13 protein-coding genes are annotated in these 15939 nt (G+C 65.8%); 8 read left to right on the top strand and 5 right to left on the bottom strand.

The features are described from left to right. Window positions 1-49 precede the first annotated feature (49 nt). Window positions 50-2941 (top strand): EAL domain-containing protein, encoded by a 2892-nt coding sequence (locus F623_RS0104155; protein WP_018868018.1) that lies wholly within the window; start codon window positions 50-52, stop codon window positions 2939-2941. Here the strand turns inward: F623_RS0104155 and F623_RS0104150 are convergent, their stop codons facing one another. Continuing rightward, the gene (locus F623_RS0104150; protein WP_018868019.1) at window positions 2942-4669 is read right to left on the bottom strand and encodes a diguanylate cyclase domain-containing protein; all 1728 of its coding nucleotides are present in this window, start codon (window positions 4667-4669) and stop codon (window positions 2942-2944) included. Window positions 4670-4825: 156 nt separating this feature from the next. Here F623_RS0104150 and F623_RS0104140 point away from each other — a divergent pair, with 156 nt between their 5' ends. Further along, window positions 4826-5305, top strand: coding sequence for a DUF3293 domain-containing protein (locus F623_RS0104140; RefSeq protein ID WP_026279332.1), 480 nt, complete (start codon window positions 4826-4828; stop codon window positions 5303-5305). A gap of 45 nt (window positions 5306-5350) precedes the next feature. Here the strand turns inward: F623_RS0104140 and F623_RS0104135 are convergent, their stop codons facing one another. Continuing rightward, on the bottom strand, window positions 5351-5821 hold the full coding sequence (locus F623_RS0104135) for a CopD family protein (protein ID WP_018860563.1): 471 nt from the start codon (window positions 5819-5821) through the stop codon (window positions 5351-5353). A gap of 147 nt (window positions 5822-5968) precedes the next feature. On the opposite strand from F623_RS0104135, the gene F623_RS0104130 reads away from it, so the two are divergent. Beyond that, window positions 5969-7045, top strand: a complete 1077-nt coding sequence (locus F623_RS0104130) for an SO_0444 family Cu/Zn efflux transporter (protein WP_018868023.1) — start codon at window positions 5969-5971, stop codon at window positions 7043-7045. Continuing rightward, window positions 7017-7679, top strand: a complete 663-nt coding sequence (locus F623_RS0104125; protein ID WP_018860565.1) for an O-methyltransferase — start codon at window positions 7017-7019, stop codon at window positions 7677-7679. Before F623_RS0104130 ends, F623_RS0104125 begins: the two co-directional genes overlap by 29 nt. 25 nt (window positions 7680-7704) lie before the next feature. On the opposite strand, the gene F623_RS12815 is transcribed toward F623_RS0104125, so the two are convergent. Next, a complete protein-coding gene (locus F623_RS12815) occupies window positions 7705-8121 on the bottom strand; it encodes a hypothetical protein (protein ID WP_038040164.1) in 417 nt (138 codons plus the stop codon). 115 nt (window positions 8122-8236) lie between these two features. On the opposite strand from F623_RS12815, the gene F623_RS0104115 reads away from it, so the two are divergent. The 3 genes from F623_RS0104115 (at window position 8237) to F623_RS0104105 (ending at window position 11687) form a co-directional block, all read left to right on the top strand. Continuing rightward, window positions 8237-8806 (top strand): hypothetical protein, encoded by a 570-nt coding sequence (locus tag F623_RS0104115; RefSeq protein ID WP_018860567.1) that lies wholly within the window; start codon window positions 8237-8239, stop codon window positions 8804-8806. A 77-nt stretch (window positions 8807-8883) separates the two neighbouring features. Beyond that, complete coding sequence (locus tag F623_RS0104110; RefSeq protein ID WP_018868024.1) at window positions 8884-9417, top strand: cytochrome c; 534 nt, start codon at window positions 8884-8886, stop codon at window positions 9415-9417. Window positions 9418-9629: 212 nt separating this feature from the next. After that, window positions 9630-11687 (top strand): bifunctional diguanylate cyclase/phosphodiesterase, encoded by a 2058-nt coding sequence (locus F623_RS0104105; protein WP_018868025.1) that lies wholly within the window; start codon window positions 9630-9632, stop codon window positions 11685-11687. 22 nt (window positions 11688-11709) lie between these two features. Here F623_RS0104105 and F623_RS0104100 read toward each other — a convergent pair whose 3' ends face one another. Beyond that, window positions 11710-14460, bottom strand: coding sequence for a cation-transporting P-type ATPase (locus F623_RS0104100; RefSeq protein ID WP_018868026.1), 2751 nt, complete (start codon window positions 14458-14460; stop codon window positions 11710-11712). Between the two features lie 96 nt (window positions 14461-14556). Then, the gene (locus tag F623_RS0104095) at window positions 14557-15102 is read right to left on the bottom strand and encodes an outer membrane beta-barrel protein (protein WP_018860571.1); all 546 of its coding nucleotides are present in this window, start codon (window positions 15100-15102) and stop codon (window positions 14557-14559) included. 313 nt (window positions 15103-15415) lie between these two features. Between F623_RS0104095 and F623_RS0104090 the strand changes: the two genes are divergently transcribed. Continuing rightward, window positions 15416-15739, top strand: a complete 324-nt coding sequence (locus F623_RS0104090; protein ID WP_018860572.1) for a high-potential iron-sulfur protein — start codon at window positions 15416-15418, stop codon at window positions 15737-15739. The last annotated feature ends 200 nt before the right edge of the window (window positions 15740-15939 follow it).

The following is a 15939-nucleotide window of genomic DNA, read 5'->3' as shown; positions in this document are numbered from 1 at the left end:
TAACTCAGCAGTACGGAAAGGGATTTCCGCCGCTCCAGGGGGGTTGGTCATGGGTGGTCCAATGATCGCAGCGTTGTATCTGCTCGCCGGGCTGTGCCTGTACGCCACGGCCAGCCACCTGTTGTATGCCGCCCATAGCCTGCGCCGTACGGAGCATCTGCTGTTCGCCGCCATGTGCCTGCTGATGACGGGTGCCGCGATCAGCATTGCACTGTCCTACCAGGCGCCGTCCCTCGAGGCCTATACCGGCCCCATCAAGACCTACTACGCCCTGGTCGCACCCCTGTATGTGCTGTTCGCGGCATTCATCGCACGCTATACCCAAACCCCCGCGCGGGGCCTGCTCGCGATACTGGCACTACTGATGGTCGCCATGTGGATTGCCAATGCGCGGCAACCGCACGGGCTGCAGTTGGGCCAAGTCGCCGAACTGCACATGGTGACCCTCCCCTGGGGCGAGACGTTATCGCTCGCGGTGGGGCCCTCGAGCCCGTGGTACCTGCTGGGCCTGGCCGGCTTGATCCTCGTGTTTGGCTTCGCCCTGTGGGCGCTGATCCGCCTTTGGTACCGCGACAGGGGTCCCGCCCCCCTGATTCTGCTGGCCGCTATCGTCCCGTTCCTGCTGGCCACGCTTCAGGGCACCCTGGTGCGCCTCGGCGTGATCGATTCCATCCCCCTGACGACGTTCGGCTTTCTGGGCATGATCCTGGTGATGAGCCTGGCGCTGCACCGGGAAACCCAGGAACGCATCCGTGAATCCGAACACCGTTTTCGTGACCTGGTGCAACAGGCGCCGATGGCGGTTGAGGTGCTGACACCCGAGGGCCGCGTGCGCCAGGTGAACGCCGCCTGGGAAGCGATGCACGGCCGTTCGAGCGAAGAAATCAGGGGTTCGAATGTCCTGCACCACCCTGACCCCATCGACGGCCAGGTGACCGAAGCGATCCGCGCGGCGGCCCACGGCGACCGGCGGTCCATTGGGCCCTTCGCTTGCCGCATGGGCACCGGTCACGTTGCCGCACCAACCGGGATCCGCTGGCTGAAGGGTCGCGTTTACCCGCTGAAGAATCACCGCGACGAAGTCCAGGACATCATCGTGATGCAGGAGGACATCACACTCGCGCGGCGCGGCGAGGATGCTTTGCGCGTCATCGCCCAGGGTTTCCGCACTGGCGACCGGGAGAGCTTCTTCCAGACCCTCGTACTCCGACTGCGCGAGGTGTTTCGCGCGGACTATGCACTGGCCGGCGTCAACGTCCCGGGTCTGCCCGGCCACGTCGAGACAGCCGCGCTTTGCCGGGATGGCGAGTTAGTGGACAACATCCACTATGCGCTGGCCGACACGCCCTGTGACGAAGTGCTCTCGAAGGGCGTGTGCGTCTATGCGGACCGCGTTCAGGAACTGTTCCCGCACGACGATCTTCTTGTCGAGATGGAAGCACGCAGCTATCTCGGCGCCCCGATGCTCGACAGCCAAGGGCGCGAACTCGGACATATCGCGATCCTGAATCGCTACCCCCTGGACGAGACCGAACAGGCCGCAGGCATTCTCGAAATCTTTGCCGACCGGGCTGCGGCCGAACTCGAACGACTTGAGGGCGAGGAACATATTCGCCGACTCGCCTACCACGATCCGCTGACTGGGCTGGCCAACCGCACCCAACTACACGACACCCTGACCCGGGACATCGAGCGGGCCCAGCACGGAAACCAGCAGGGAGGTCTGATCCTGATCGACCTGGACCACTTCAAGACCATCAACGATGCGCTGGGGCACGCAGTCGGCGACACCGTACTGGCCGCGGTGGCTGACCGCCTGCGACAGCACACGCCCGAACACGCATTGGTGGTACGCCTGGGCGGAGACGAATTCGCCACCTTGATCCACCCCCGGCGCGCGTCACGCCAGGCGATCGAGGCGACGGTAAACGACACCGCTCACCGATTGCTGGACGCCTTGCAGCGGCCCATTGTGGTGGGGGAACGCACCTTCAGCGTTGGCGCCAGCCTGGGATGCGTACTGTTCCCGGATGCAGGCCAGACCTCCTCGGATGCGCTGCGCCACGCCGATATTGCGCTGTACCAGGCGAAACGGGCTGGTCGCGGAGGGGTACAGTTCTACCGTCATGTGCTGCAGGACGAGGCGCGTGCCCGCCTGCACATTGAGGAAGGGCTGCGCCAGGCGCTGGTGAACCACGAGATGCACCTGCACTACCAGCCCCAGTTCGATGCCCAGGACAATCTGGTCGGGGCCGAGGCGCTGCTACGCTGGACACACACAGAGCTGGGCCCGGTCGGCCCGGTGCTGTTCATCCCCATCGCCGAGGAAACCGGACTGATCCATTCCATCGGCACCTGGGTGATTGAGCGTGTACTCGAGAACCTGCAGAACTGGCGCGAACGCGGCCTGCCGCTCCCCCCACGCGTGGCGATCAATATCTCGCCATGGCAACTCGCCCGTCCCGACTTCGTCAACCAGCTCACTCAGCGTGTGCAGGCATCCGGAATCAAACCCGGCCAGATCACGCTGGAGGTCACCGAATCGGGCCTGCTACGCGATCTGTCCGATGCGGTCGGCAAGTTGCGAGCCCTACGCGAATTCGGTGTCCAGATCGCACTGGACGACTTTGGCACGGGGTACTCCTCGCTGGCCTACTTGCGAGATCTGCCGCTGGACGAGATCAAGATCGACAAGTCGTTCGTGGACGAACTCGTGGACAAAGGTGATCAAATGCTGATCGAGAACATCCTCGACATCGGCCACAACATGGGCCTGCGCGTGATTGCCGAAGGCGTGGCACAGCAGGCCCAGCGCCAGCGCCTGCTGGCACTGGGCTGCGCCCGCTTCCAGGGATTTCTCTACGGCCAGCCCATCGCGGAAGACGATTTCCCCGGGTGGCTGGAGCAGCGTGCTACACAGGTAACGCAACAGCAGAATTGATCACGGCGTCTCCAGACCAAGGCCGCAACCCAGCGGCCCGCGCCGCCGATGCCGCGCATTCGGGCGACTGGCGCGGCTGGCATCGACCTGCTCGTACAGCACGATCCCCCCGCCCCCGGCCTCCTTGGCCGCATACATCGCGCGATCCGCCTGCAGCAGCAGGCCCTCCGGATCCGCGCTGTCATGGGGAAAAAGGGCCGCCCCCATGCTCAGCCCAACCTGCACAGCCTCGCGATTGACCTCGATGGGCTCGGCGAAGCGTTCGATCAACTTCAGGCCGACCCCGAGCAGGGCGTCCGGATCGTCCATGTTCTCCAGCAACAGGACAAACTCGTCCCCCCCCATTCGGGCCACCACATCGCTTTCGCGCACCCCCTCGCGCAGACGCCCGGCCACAGTCACCAGCACGACATCACCCGCGTCGTGGCCCAGGCGGTCATTGATTGGCTTGAACCCGTCCAGGTCGCAGACCACCAGAGCCAGCCCCGTCCCGTTGCGCTGGGCGCGGAGCAGGGCCTGGCGCAGGTGCTCCTGGAACAGGCTGCGGTTGGCGAGGCCCGTCAGGGAATCGTGATGGGCCTGATGCCACAAACGCTCCTCCGAGGCCTTCTCGCGTGTCACATCGCGCACCATGCCCAGGACCTGCAGGGGCCGGCCGGTGTCGTCTCGGGCGATCTCGCCTTCCACACGGACATGACACACCCCGCCATCCGGCCGCACGACCCGGTGATCGACGCGATAAACCGCTTCGCGGGCAAGGGCCTGGTTGATGGTTCGCCGCACACGCGTCCGGTCATCCGGGTGCACTGCATGGATATAGGACTCGAAGCCCGCCTCGTCCGACCCGGGGTCCAGCCCGAATAGCTCGAACACATGAGCGGACCAGTTCAGTTGGCCATTGCGTATGTCCCAGTCCCAGAACCCCGCACCCGCACTGCGCTGTGCCTCCTCCAGGCGCGCCGTGGTCTCCTCCAGCTCCGCCGTTCGGCGCGCCACCGCGGCCTCCAGCCCCCCCTGGGTCTCGCGCAGGCGCGCCTCCACCCGCATGCGCTCGTGCAATTCGTCCTGCAGGGCCTGGTGGTTGCGCCGCAGGCGGTAGCGTACGCGCGCCCCAAGAAGGATGATCAGCACCACCGCCAGCGCGGTCGCCCATAGCATCCATTCCTGGCTTCGCTCATGACGCTGCGCCATGGCTTCTATGGCATCCGCATTGTCGCGGTGGAAGGCCTCCAGTATGCGCTCCATCTGACCCAGGACTTCTTCCTGCACCGGCATCAAGTCGGCATACAGCATGCCCAGGGCCTCGTTACGGTCCCCGACCAGGGCGAGATCGACAATATCTTCCAGAAGCGGAGCGCCGATGGAAGTCAGCTCGCGCAACTCCTGCATGCGCTGGCGCTCTGCGGTCCCGGTGGCCTGGGCCTCCGCCGCGGCCAGCGTCTCCACGAACTCGGGTGCGAGATCGCGAAACTCCCGGTAATAGCGCTCCTGCAGCGCGGTGTCCTCCGCGCTCACCACCAGCGATGCACGCAACACGCGCTCGCGCACCAGGCTGCGCATACGGTGGACATGATCAACCCTCTGGATGTGTTCTTCGGTGAGGGTCTGAATATCCTGCTGCAGGTGTTGCACCCGCAGCCAGCTGAACACGGCGATCGCCGCGACCAGCAGCAGCACCAGCGCAAAGACACTGGTGATTCCCGGGGCACGCAAACGTCCGGCGGACATGGTCAGCCCGCCGAGCTTCTGGCCATTACGTCAAACGCCAACGCCCTTGCCGGGTCATCACCGGCCGCGAGGCGGGGCTGGGTCAGGTCCTTGACGCGCATGTTGTCTCCCTGTGTGATCGTGGGTAAACACGACCACACGCGAGAGTGCCCCGGGATGGCGCCAAACTCAAGAGGTAGCCTAGTACCGCCCAACCCGCCCGGGTCCCGCGCGGCACTGGCCCGGGCCTACGCCTCCACGCATTATCAGATCACCCTACCCGGGCAGACGCTCGTCCTGCACATCGGCCAGCGCGAGCCCCGCCTTGAGGCCTTCCTGCAAACACAGGGGGTCGACCGGGCCAGTCTGCTGACCGCATGGAATCCGCGCAGCCACCCCCTGCCGGAGCGGGAGAACCGCAAACACCACGCCCGGCTCGCGCGCGAGCTGGAGCATGGCGGCTGGTCCTGCTGGCCCACTGTCCATCGGGACCCCAACGGCCACTGGCCCGACGAGCCCGGCTACTGCGTACTGGGTATGGGCACCTCCGAGCTGGACGCCTGGCTGGTCGGCTTCGACCAGAACGCGGCCGTGGTAATCGAACCGCCCAGCGTGCCACATCTGGTCTGGCATCCGGCCCTGCGGACAACGGATTAAGAGGGCGCAACGCTGCGCCTCCGCACCGGCTGCCCGGCGCAGCCCCTATTGCGGCATCAGCGGACCACCGGAGGCCACGATGATGGTGACCAGCCCGATCAGGGTGTTGATACCCACCAGCCGGCGGATCTGTCCCAGACGGCGCAGGCCCTCCGCGGTGTCATTCGCCGCGATTGCCTGGCGCATACGGCGGTACGGGGCAAATACCACATGGGCGAAGATCGCCATCATGATGAGACCCAGCGCAAGCATTGTGTGCACGCTGGGATGCACGCTGTCCATACCGCCAAACACCAGGAAGATCATGTGGAAGCCGGTGATCAGCAGCGCCACGACCGCCGCCCACACCCAGGGGAAGAAGCGCTGGAACACCTCTTCCCACAGGCGCAGCCGCGCCATGTCGTCGAGCTGCCGTGCCGCCGTCGGCCGCAGGAACATCCAGGCGAAGAACATCCCGCCAACCCAGATCACGACCGCCAGCACGTGCACCACGGTGGCCAGTGCATACCCTTCCATATTCCGCTCCTTGTCCGTTTCGGATGATTCCGTGGCGCAGTGTAGCCGGGCACAGCGGACTCTGCCGACCCCTGTCTCGCCAACCACCATCCGCCGCTGCCTTCGCGGGTTCTTGCAGCGGCGACGTCCCGAGACGACGATCGACCAATGATCGCCGAGATCCTGAGCGCTACGCTGGAGCTTGCCCTGACGGCCGCGCCGTGGCTGCTACTGGGCCTGGCCGCGGCCGGACTGGTCAAGGCCTTCCTGCCAGAGGCGGCGCTGCAGCGCTGGCTGGGCGGCACCGGTCTGGCACCGACCGCCCGCGCCGCCATTGCCGGGGCACCCCTGCCGCTTTGCTCCTGCGGGGCGATCCCGACCGCCCTGGCACTACACCGGGTCGGCGCGGGACGGGGCCCGACCACGGCGTTCCTGATCGGCACCCCGGGCGTAGGCGTGGACTCGGTCGCGATCAGCTATGCCCTTCTCGGCCCCCTGATGACCGTGGCCCGCGTCGCCGGCGCCCTGGTGACGGCCATTACCACGGGCCTGCTGGTCGGCCGCACGCGCGCTCCCGAGGCGCATGCGGACGATACGCGGACGTCACAAGACTGCTGCACCGCTTCTTCCTGCGACGAAGTGAGCGCACCAGCAACCGCGGCCCCGGGCCCATGGACCCGCCTGCTGAAAGGCCAGCGCTACGCGTTCGGCGACGTTCTGGACGATATCCGTCTCTGGCTGGTGATCGGACTGTTCGTTGCCGGGGCCCTGCTGGCCTTGGTTCCACCGGCCGCACTGGCGGAATACGGCAGCGGGCTACCGGTGATGCTGCTGCTCGCCGTGATCGGCATCCCGATGTACCTGTGTGCGACCGCGGCCACCCCCATCGCGGTCGCCCTGCTGGCAGCCGGGGTTTCTCCTGGCGCCGTGCTGGTATTCCTGCTGGCCGCCCCGATCACCAGCCTCGCCACGCTGGGGGTGTTCCGGCGGGAACTGGGCAACGCGGCACTGAGTCTTTACTTACTGGGCATTGGCGCCAGCACTATCGCGCTGGGTCTGATACTGGATGCCGGGCTGGGCATAACCGGGTTGAGCCCCGGGATCACCCCGGGACAGGCCACCGAATGGATCCCGCCGGCTGTCGAGTGGGCCGCACTGGTCGTGCTGGTGGGGCTCGCCCTGCATCCACTTCGCTGGCCGTTGACAAGGAGCCGTGATGTCCAACCGTTCGATCGGACTCGATGACCGCCTTCAGGCCTATGTGCTGGACCGCTCGCTGCGCGAGTCCAGCCTGCTCGCGGAGTTGCGCGCGGAAACCGCGGGGATGCCTGAGCACAACATGCAGATCGCCCCCGAACAGGGGCAGTTCATGGCCCTGCTGGCGCGGCTGGTCGGGGCCCGGCGCTATCTGGAAGTCGGCACTTTTACCGGCTACAGCGCATTGGCCGTAGGGCAGGTCCTTCCCGAAGGCGGCGAGGTCGTCTGCCTGGATCACAGCGAGGCCTGGACCGCGATCGCCAGACGCTACTGGGACCGGGCCGACTTGGACGCGCGCATGGACCTGCGCCTGGGCGATGCGCGCGCAAGCCTGCAGCAACTGGAGGCCGAAGGGCAGAGCGGCCGCTTCGATCTTGCATTCATCGACGCGGACAAGACCGGTTATCCGGAGTACTTCGAGGCCTGCCTGCGACTGGTCCGCCCGGACGGACTGATCATGGTGGACAATACGCTCTGGCATGGCCAGGTGGCCGACCGTGACTGCGATGACGAAGACACCCGGGCCATCCGCGACTTCAACCAGGCGCTGCATCGGGACGAGCGCATCGACCTCTCGCTGATACCGATTGGCGACGGCCTGACCCTGGCCCGTCGCCGCTGACACTCGGCTACACCGGGGCCAGGAGTCAGCGGCAAAGTCCGTCGCCGGACAACCCCCTGCGGCAGATCACGCGGCGTTCCACCCCCGTCACCGCCCAGCCGTCCTCGCGTTCACGGAGTGTCAGCCGGTATTCATGGTCACGTACGGCATCGTCCCGCAAGTTCTTGACGAAGACCTCGGCCCGCTCCCGCCGCTGGTGGTGAATCTCCAGGCTGGAGTAGTCCGTACCCAGACCCTCGCGCCAGCCGCTGGCACCCACCCAGTCCATCACCGCCGCTCCCGGCGTCGCCGCCGGCTCGAGCTCCGGGATCTCGAGCGTCTTGCGCTCGGTCGGCTGCGGCTGGAACACGTCCGTTGCGCGCTTTTGCTCCGACGGGAACGGCGCACAGCCCACCATTAGCCCGCCCAGCAAAAGCACCCCGATCAGTCGTCTATCTCTCATGGCTGGTCACCCATCGCGTGTCGTGCGTCGCAAATCCATCATCCACTGCAACAAATTCCACTGCACAAACGTCTTATCATCACAGAATCACAAGCCCAATCCCACGGGAGATACGATGATGGACCATATCCGCACGACAGGAATCGCCCTGGTGGCCGCGGCCGCGCTGGCACTCAGTGCCCCGCTCGTGCTGGCCGAGGAGCAGGCCGCCGAGGACGAAACCGCAACCGAAATGGAAGAACTGCGCGAAGAATGGGCGCAGACCCGCGAAGAACTCCAGGCCGATGCCGAACGCGACGACGAAGCGACCCGCTCGCGCACCCGCGAAACCCTGGACGCGATGGACCAGCAGCTCACCACCCTGCGCGAGCGCACACGCGAGGGCTGGGATGACCTGAGCGATGCCACCCGCGAGCGCCGCGAACAGGCCTACGACGGTCTGGTACGCGAACGTGACAATCTGGCGGAATGGTCCGCCGAGACCCGCGAACGTTCCTCCGGCGCCTGGCAGGGTGTGCGCGAAGGGGCCCGCGATGCCTGGGGCGGCGTGCGCGACGGTTCACGCAAGGCTTGGGGATCGGTTCGCGATGCCTTCCGCGGCGATCAGCCGCCAGCCGAACGGGATGATCCGGATGCACAGGAAAATCCGGCCGATCCCGACGACCCGGCCATGGCCAACGATTAAGCACGGAAACGGACCCGAACGATGTTCATTGAGATGGGGGCTGAATGAGCCAAAACCGACACGGACGCCGGCCCGTCATGCTGATTCCGACCCTGGCCACCCTGCTCGCCAGCACGGCTCTGGTCGGTTGCGACGGCCTGCCCGGCCTGGACTCCACCCCGGAACACCACCAGCGGGACTGGGACGACGAAACGCTGCAATATGGCGAGCGGCTGTACATGCAGCATTGCGCGGTATGCCACGGCGAGAATCGCGAGGGTGCGGAGAACTGGCGCCAGCGCGACGAGGACGGCTACATGCCGCCCCCGCCTCTGGATGGCAGCGCCCACACCTGGCACCACCCCTACTGGCAGCTGAGGGACATGATTCGTTACGGCGCCGAAGCGCGCGGCGGCGCCATGCCCAGTTTCGAGGACACGCTGTCCTACGACGACGTGGAGGCAATCATCGCGTACCTGCAGGCACAGTGGCCCGACGAAATTTTCGAGGCATGGATCCGCTACGATCAGAATCACCCGACCCAGGAAGCCTGGGAAGAAGAGATGGGTGAACCCTGGGTCACACACACATCAGATCCGCGCCAGCCTTCTTCCGGACACGATCATCACTGACTAGGGAGACGCTCCAGGCGGTACTCGCGTCACTGCAGCTGCCGGCCGCGCACCTCCCCGGCGCGGGAATAGCGGCCCGGTCCACGACGTCTGCCGAGAAGCAAAGGGCGAAAAGGGGTTATGATCCGCCGCGTTCACGCCCAGGGAATGGAGACGCCGGGGAAGCCCATGCATGAAGCAGCCAGTGGCCGCCGCGAACACGGAAGCCGCCCATGAACCGCCGCCGTAGCGACGTCCTTCCGGACGAAGAGCGCACACGCCTCGAGGGCCTGGTCCAAGAGGAACGCGAAGCACGGCGCCGCGCGGAATCGCTGGCGGAGACCCGCCTGCAGGACCTCTATGCCAAGCAGCAGCAAATCGAGCTGCTCAATACCATCGCGTCCGCGGCCAACCAGTCCGACTCCATTGCCGAAGTCCTGCGCACGGCGCTGTCCGCCATCGGGCAATTCCTCGACTGGCCCGTGGGCCATGCCTACCTCGCGCGCAAGACCGCGAATGGCGAGATGGAACTGACGCCCACCGGCATCTGGCACCTGCACATGCCCGACCCGGTCGAGGCCTTCCGCGAATGTACGGAGGACACGATCTTTCGGCCCGGAGAGGGCCTGCCCGGCCGGGTGCTTGAACAGCGTGTCCCGGTCTGGGTCGAACACCTCGAGCACGACCCGAACTTCCCCCGGCGCGTGGCGGCGGCCCTGAGCGGTCTGCGCTCGGGCTTCGCCTTCCCGGTCATGGTCGGACACGAAATCGCCTGTGTGCTGGAGTTCTTCACCACCGAAACCGCGTCCAGGCAGCCAGACGTGCTGGCCCTACTGGCTCAGGCCGGTATTCAACTGGGCCGAGTGGTCGAACGCAACCGCCACGCCGAACGGCTGATCCATCATGCCTCCCATGACCCGCTGACAGGCCTGCCCAACCGCCGGTTGTTTCACGACCGCCTGGAACACGCGATCGCCCGTTACACACGCGAACCGGAGTCGCTGTTCGCGGTGCTTTTTGTCGATCTCGACCGTTTCAAGCTCGTCAACGACAGTCTCGGTCATACGGCTGGCGACGAGTTGCTGACTCAAGTTGGCCAACGCCTCCTGACGGCCCTCCGGCAGAACGATACGGTATCGCGTCCCGGCAGTAACAGCAGCACGCGACCGGATGACACCCTCGCCCGGCTTGGCGGCGACGAGTTCACGATTCTGCTGGAAGGGCTGCACGAACCCGTGGACGCGCTACGCGTCGCCGAGCGTCTGCAGGCGGTGCTGCACAAACCCTTCTCGATCGCCGGCCAGACGGTTTATGTGACCGTCAGCATCGGCATCGCCACACGCCCCTATGGCCAGGTCTGCCCCATAGCCGGAACGGACGGCGACGGCCCGACCCGCGCGGAGGATCTGATGCGCGAGGCGGATATGGCGATGTACCGTGCCAAATCGCTCGGCAAGGCCCGCTGCGAGTTCTGCGACCCCGGCATGCAATCCCAGGCGCTGGAGAGCCTGCACCTGGAGACCGACCTGCGCGAGTCGGTGGAGCGCAACGCCTTTGTCGTGCACTACCAGCCGATCATGTCGCTGGCGGACAATCGCATTACCGGATTCGAGGCCCTGGTGCGCTGGGAGCGAGACGGTGAACTCCTGTCCCCGGACCGGTTTATCTCGATCGCGGAGGATGCCGGACTGATCCACCTGATCGACATGCAGGTGTTGTACGCGGCCTGCCACCAGCTGCAGCTCTGGAATGCACAACGCAGCGGCCCGCCGCTGACGATCAGCACCAACCTCTCCGCGCGGCAACTCACCCGCCCGGAACTGGTGGACGAGGTCGCGATGATCCTGCAGGGCACGGATACGCCACCGGAGCAACTGCGCCTGGAAATCACCGAGACCGCGACACTGGGCAACCTGGACGAACTCATCGCGACCCTCAAGGGGCTCAAGGCCCTTGGAGTCAGCCTCGCCATGGACGATTTCGGCACCGGGTATTCGTCGCTCAGCTATCTCCACCGTCTGCCGCTCGACATCCTCAAGATCGATCGTGCCTTCGTGGCCGGACTGGATCGCGACGAATACAGCCAGCGCCTGGTGCAGACCGTGATCAATATGGCGCGCAATCTTGGCCTGGAAGCGGTGGCGGAGGGCGTCGAAAGCAATACGCACGCCGCCACGCTGCGGGCCCTTGGGTGCGCCCGCGCCCAGGGGTACTACTACTCCCGCCCTGTACCGGCCGCACAGGCCAGCGAACTACTGGTCGTCGACCGCCTTCCGCCGAGCAATCCCTGACAGCAGTACCCGGGGGAAGCAACTAAACCGCGGCCGGGGCAATCCCTCGGCGGCGGGCCAGCACCTGGCGCACGACCAGCTTCTCCAGTTCCACGACCACGAAGACTGCCAAACCAAACGCCAGAATACGCAGCCAGTCACCAGGACCAATCGCGGTCGTGCCGAACAGGGTGTGCATCACCGGGGCGTAGGTAAACGACACCTGAAGCAGGACGAGAATGCCGATCGCAATCCACATGGTGTGCGAGCGGAACAGCTCCAGGCGCGGCAGTACCGGCTGGTGGATCAGGCGCAGGTTCAACAGGTAAAAGGCCTGGCCGGCGACCAGCGTGTTGATCGCGATGGTACGCGCCAGTTCCTCGCTCACTCCGGCCACCGTCTCCATGTAAACGAAATGCCCGAAGGTCCCGAGCCAAAGAAGGACCGCAACAAACGGGATGCGCCACAACAGGAACCCGGACAACAGCGGCTGATCCGGGTCACGCGGCGGACGCTGCATGACCCCGGGCTCGGCGCGCTCGAAGGCCAGGGCCATGGCCAGGGTCACCGAGGTCACCATGTTCACCCACAGCACCTGCACCGGTGTCAGCGGCAGGGCCAGCCCCATCAGGATCGCCATCATGATGGTCAGTGACTGCCCCGCATTGGTCGGCAGCATGTGCAGGATGGCCTTGCGGATGTTGTCGTAGACGGTGCGTCCCTCCTCGACCGCATGGGCAATCGAGGCGAAGTTGTCGTCCGCCAGCACCATCTCCGAGGCTTCCTTGGCCGCTTCGGTCCCCTTGCCGCCCATCGCGACGCCGACATCCGCGCGCTTCAGCGCCGGGGCATCATTCACCCCGTCCCCGGTCATGGCGACAATCCGGCCGCTGCTCTGCAGGGCCTGGACCAGGCGCAGCTTGTGCTCGGGCGAGGTGCGTGCGAACACGTCGGTGGACTCCGCCATCTGCGCCAGGCGGTCGGCGTCCACGTCATCCAGCTCGTGCCCGGCGTGCGCCTCGGCATCGCGCCCAAGCCCCAGCTGCTCACCGATAGCCCGCGCAGTCGCCAGATGATCGCCGGTGATCATCTTCACGCGGATGCCCGCCTCCCGGCACTCGGCCACGGCCTGGATCGCCTCGTCCCGTGGCGGATCGATGATCCCCACCAGGGCCAGCAGGACAAACCCGCCCTCGTCTATATGTTCGTAATCCAACTCGCGCTGATCGCGCGCCACTTCACGGGTTGCGATGGCCAGCAGCCGCTGCCCCCGTGCGGCGATGGTCTCCATCGCCTGATGCCAGTCATCGCGAGCGAGGCTGTCCACGCCCTCGGCCGTCCGTACCTGGTCGCACAACTCCAGCAGCCGCTCGGGGGCACCCTTCAGATAGATGTACGCATGCCCCTCGTGGTCGTGATGGAGGGTGGCCATGTAGCGGTGGTCGGACTCGAACGGGATCACATCGGTACGCGGCAACCGCTCCGACTCCAGATGCGGGTCGAGCCCCGCCTTGCGCGCGGCCACCACCAGCGCCCCCTCGGTCGGGTCACCCTCCATCACCCAGTCGCCGTCGCGCTCGAACACCTGGGCGTCGTTGCACAAAAGGCCCGCGCGCAGCACCTCCAGCAGGGTCGGCTGCTCGTCGGCCTCCACCGCCTGATCGTCTATCGAAAAATGGCCCTGCGGGGCGTACCCGACCCCGGAGATCCCGTACTCTTCAATCCCCGTGCGCACCGTCTGCACGGTCATCTCGTTGCGCGTCAGCGTGCCGGTCTTGTCGGAGCAGATGGTCGAGACCGAACCCAGCGTCTCCACCGCCGGCAGGCGGCGGATGATGGCATTGCGCCGCGCCATCTTCTGCACGCCGATCGCCAGCGCAATGGTCATGATCGCCGGCAAACCCTCGGGAATGGAGGAGACCGCCAGACTGGCCGCCGCCAGGAACATCTCGTCCAGCGGATAACTGCGCACCCAGTAACCGAAAGCAAACGTCGCGGCGGAGATGACCACGACGACGCCCGCCAGCCAGCGGCCGAACTGCTCCATCTGGCGGACTAGTGGTGTCTGCAGGCTTTCGACCTCGCCCAGCATCGACGAGATGCGACCGATCTCGGTGTGCTCGCCGGTGGCCACGACCACCCCGTGCCCGCGCCCGAAGGCAACCAGCGTGCCGGAAAAGGCCATGCTGGTGCGGTCGCCCAGATCCGCCTCGCGGTCCACGGCCTCGGGGGATTTCTCCACCGCCACCGACTCCCCGGTCAGTACCGCCTCCTCGACCCGCAGATTCTTGACCTCGAGCAGGCGCAGGTCCGCCGGGACACGGTCACCCGCCTGCAGATACACGATATCGCCCGGGACCAGCTCCTCGGCCGGAATCTCGCGCCGGTGCCCATCGCGCAGGGCCAGCGCGTGCGGCGAGAGCATCTTGCGGATGGCATCCAGCGCCTTCTCCGCCTTGCCCTCCTGGACAAAGCCGATCAGCGTGTTGATCAGCACCACGGCCAGGATCACGCCGGTGTCGACCCAGTGGCCCAGCACGGCCGTACCGGCCGCCGCGGCGAGCAGGATGTAGATCAGGATGTTGTGGAAGTGGCGAAAGAAGCGCCGGATCAGGCCCGCCTGCTCCGGCGGACGGAGCTGGTTCCTGCCGTACTCGTCCAGACGCTCCCGCGCCGCGTCCGCAGACAGACCCTCGCGGCGACTGTCACGCTCGTGCAGAGCGGCATCGGGATCCAGGGCGTGCCAGGGGGTCGGCTCGGCCTTTGAAGCCTGCGCGTTTTGTGATTCGTCCATGCCGTATCGGTGACGAGATATGATCCCCCATCCTCGGCGAAGACCCCGCGACCGGCAAGCCTGGCCGCGGGGTTTGTCCCAAGCCTGCCAAGTGGCCTAGAAATTCATGCCCACCTTGGCCATCACGCGAAAGTTGTCCACGTCTTCGCGGCCATTGCGAAAGCGATCACTTTCGGTGAACTGGTGGCGTGCCTCCAGCCCGAGAAACATGCGGTTATCCATGTTGTACTTCAGGCTGCCCCCCAGCTGTGCCGCCCAGACGCCGTTGGTTTCGTCACCCAGCTTGGCGCGCACATAACCCAGCCCGGGGCCAAAACCGATCTGCAGGTTCGGCGTCGCATCGAACATCCAGTGGCTGTTGAGTTCGGCGCTGGTCATGCGTAGCGGATCCTCGCTGTAGCGACTGACGCTGAGATTATGCCGAAGCACCCCGACCGGCGGCTGCAACAACCGGCAGTTGTGACCGAACTCGATGCCATAGCCCCAGTCCGAGCTGGTGCCCGACGGGTCGGGCGAAACCGAACCGGCCATCACGGCCAGGCTTGGCTGGGCACCCCGCTCCTGCGCTTGCGCGATGCCGGTAGTCGCCAGCGCAACGGCACCCGCCGCCAGCACCACCCAGAACGAACGACTCTTCAACATAGCCCACCTCCGCGTCTTTCCATCCAGGACTTGCCACCGGGCCGATTCCCGAACCGCCACCGGCCGACGGCATGACTCGAATCCTAGATCATCGATCGGCACCCGGGAACCTGAACGGAACGCTCAGCGACGGAATACGAGCGCAATGGAATTTTCCGTGACGCAGATGCATCTTCCGGGGCGGGGCCGACCCACGGCGAAAGTTTCCGGGAACACCCGCCCAGTCCCGTACTCAAATGGACTGATTCGCCGGTACCCCGCGTACCCCGGATCGGCTTCAGAATAAATTCAAATGCTTTACGGAGGTCACTCCATGTCCGATCAACCGAACGCGAACCGTCGAGCCTTTCTCCGCCGCGCTTCCGTGGCCGTGGCGGCCATCCCGCTCGCGAGTCTGACAACCTTCGGCGTCGCCTATGCCAAGCCGAAGGCCGAGGACGGTCACGCCCATGATTACGTGAACGACGCAGCCGACGCGGCCGACCACGACGCCTATGAAGACGGTGCGACCTGTGAAAACTGCGCCTTCTGGGCGGGCGAAGAGGAAAACGGCTGGGGTGGCTGCCACCATCAGGCGTTCCAGGAAGTGCTGGTCAACGCCGAGGGCTGGTGCGATGCCCATGTCCGTGGCGGCTGATCACCACACCGCCTGACGGCACTAGTGAACACCGCCTCCGGGCGGTGTTCACGTTTGGGGACCACTCGATCGACGGCCGCGACTTGCGGACTGGGTCACAAACAGGTCAGGCTTGGACCTGAATCGCTCAACTTTCCTTGCCAACTGGACGTTATCGGACGACGACCCGCCCGTGAAAGGACTACCACGTGCTCCACTCC

The organism is Thioalkalivibrio sp. ALD1 (assembly GCF_000381245.1).
GTDB lineage: Bacteria > Pseudomonadota > Gammaproteobacteria > Ectothiorhodospirales > Ectothiorhodospiraceae > Thioalkalivibrio.
The sequence above is the reverse complement of the archived record's forward strand: the minus strand, read 5'-3'. Positions and strand labels throughout refer to the sequence as shown.

What these genes read in the sequence shown, in the direction of transcription:
- F623_RS0104155 (WP_018868018.1), top strand. Translation starts at nt 50, where the DNA reads ATGGGTGGTCCAATGATCGCAGCGTTGTATCTGCTCGCCGGGCTGTGC.
- F623_RS0104150 (WP_018868019.1), bottom strand. Translation starts at nt 4,669, where the DNA reads ATGTCCGCCGGACGTTTGCGTGCCCCGGGAATCACCAGTGTCTTTGCG.
- F623_RS0104140 (WP_026279332.1), top strand. Translation starts at nt 4,826, where the DNA reads ATGGCGCCAAACTCAAGAGGTAGCCTAGTACCGCCCAACCCGCCCGGG.
- F623_RS0104135 (WP_018860563.1), bottom strand. Translation starts at nt 5,821, where the DNA reads ATGGAAGGGTATGCACTGGCCACCGTGGTGCACGTGCTGGCGGTCGTG.
- F623_RS0104130 (WP_018868023.1), top strand. Translation starts at nt 5,969, where the DNA reads ATGATCGCCGAGATCCTGAGCGCTACGCTGGAGCTTGCCCTGACGGCC.
- F623_RS0104125 (WP_018860565.1), top strand. Translation starts at nt 7,017, where the DNA reads ATGTCCAACCGTTCGATCGGACTCGATGACCGCCTTCAGGCCTATGTG.
- F623_RS12815 (WP_038040164.1), bottom strand. Translation starts at nt 8,121, where the DNA reads ATGAGAGATAGACGACTGATCGGGGTGCTTTTGCTGGGCGGGCTAATG.
- F623_RS0104115 (WP_018860567.1), top strand. Translation starts at nt 8,237, where the DNA reads ATGATGGACCATATCCGCACGACAGGAATCGCCCTGGTGGCCGCGGCC.
- F623_RS0104110 (WP_018868024.1), top strand. Translation starts at nt 8,884, where the DNA reads ATGCTGATTCCGACCCTGGCCACCCTGCTCGCCAGCACGGCTCTGGTC.
- F623_RS0104105 (WP_018868025.1), top strand. Translation starts at nt 9,630, where the DNA reads ATGAACCGCCGCCGTAGCGACGTCCTTCCGGACGAAGAGCGCACACGC.
- F623_RS0104100 (WP_018868026.1), bottom strand. Translation starts at nt 14,460, where the DNA reads ATGGACGAATCACAAAACGCGCAGGCTTCAAAGGCCGAGCCGACCCCC.
- F623_RS0104095 (WP_018860571.1), bottom strand. Translation starts at nt 15,102, where the DNA reads ATGTTGAAGAGTCGTTCGTTCTGGGTGGTGCTGGCGGCGGGTGCCGTT.
- F623_RS0104090 (WP_018860572.1), top strand. Translation starts at nt 15,416, where the DNA reads ATGTCCGATCAACCGAACGCGAACCGTCGAGCCTTTCTCCGCCGCGCT.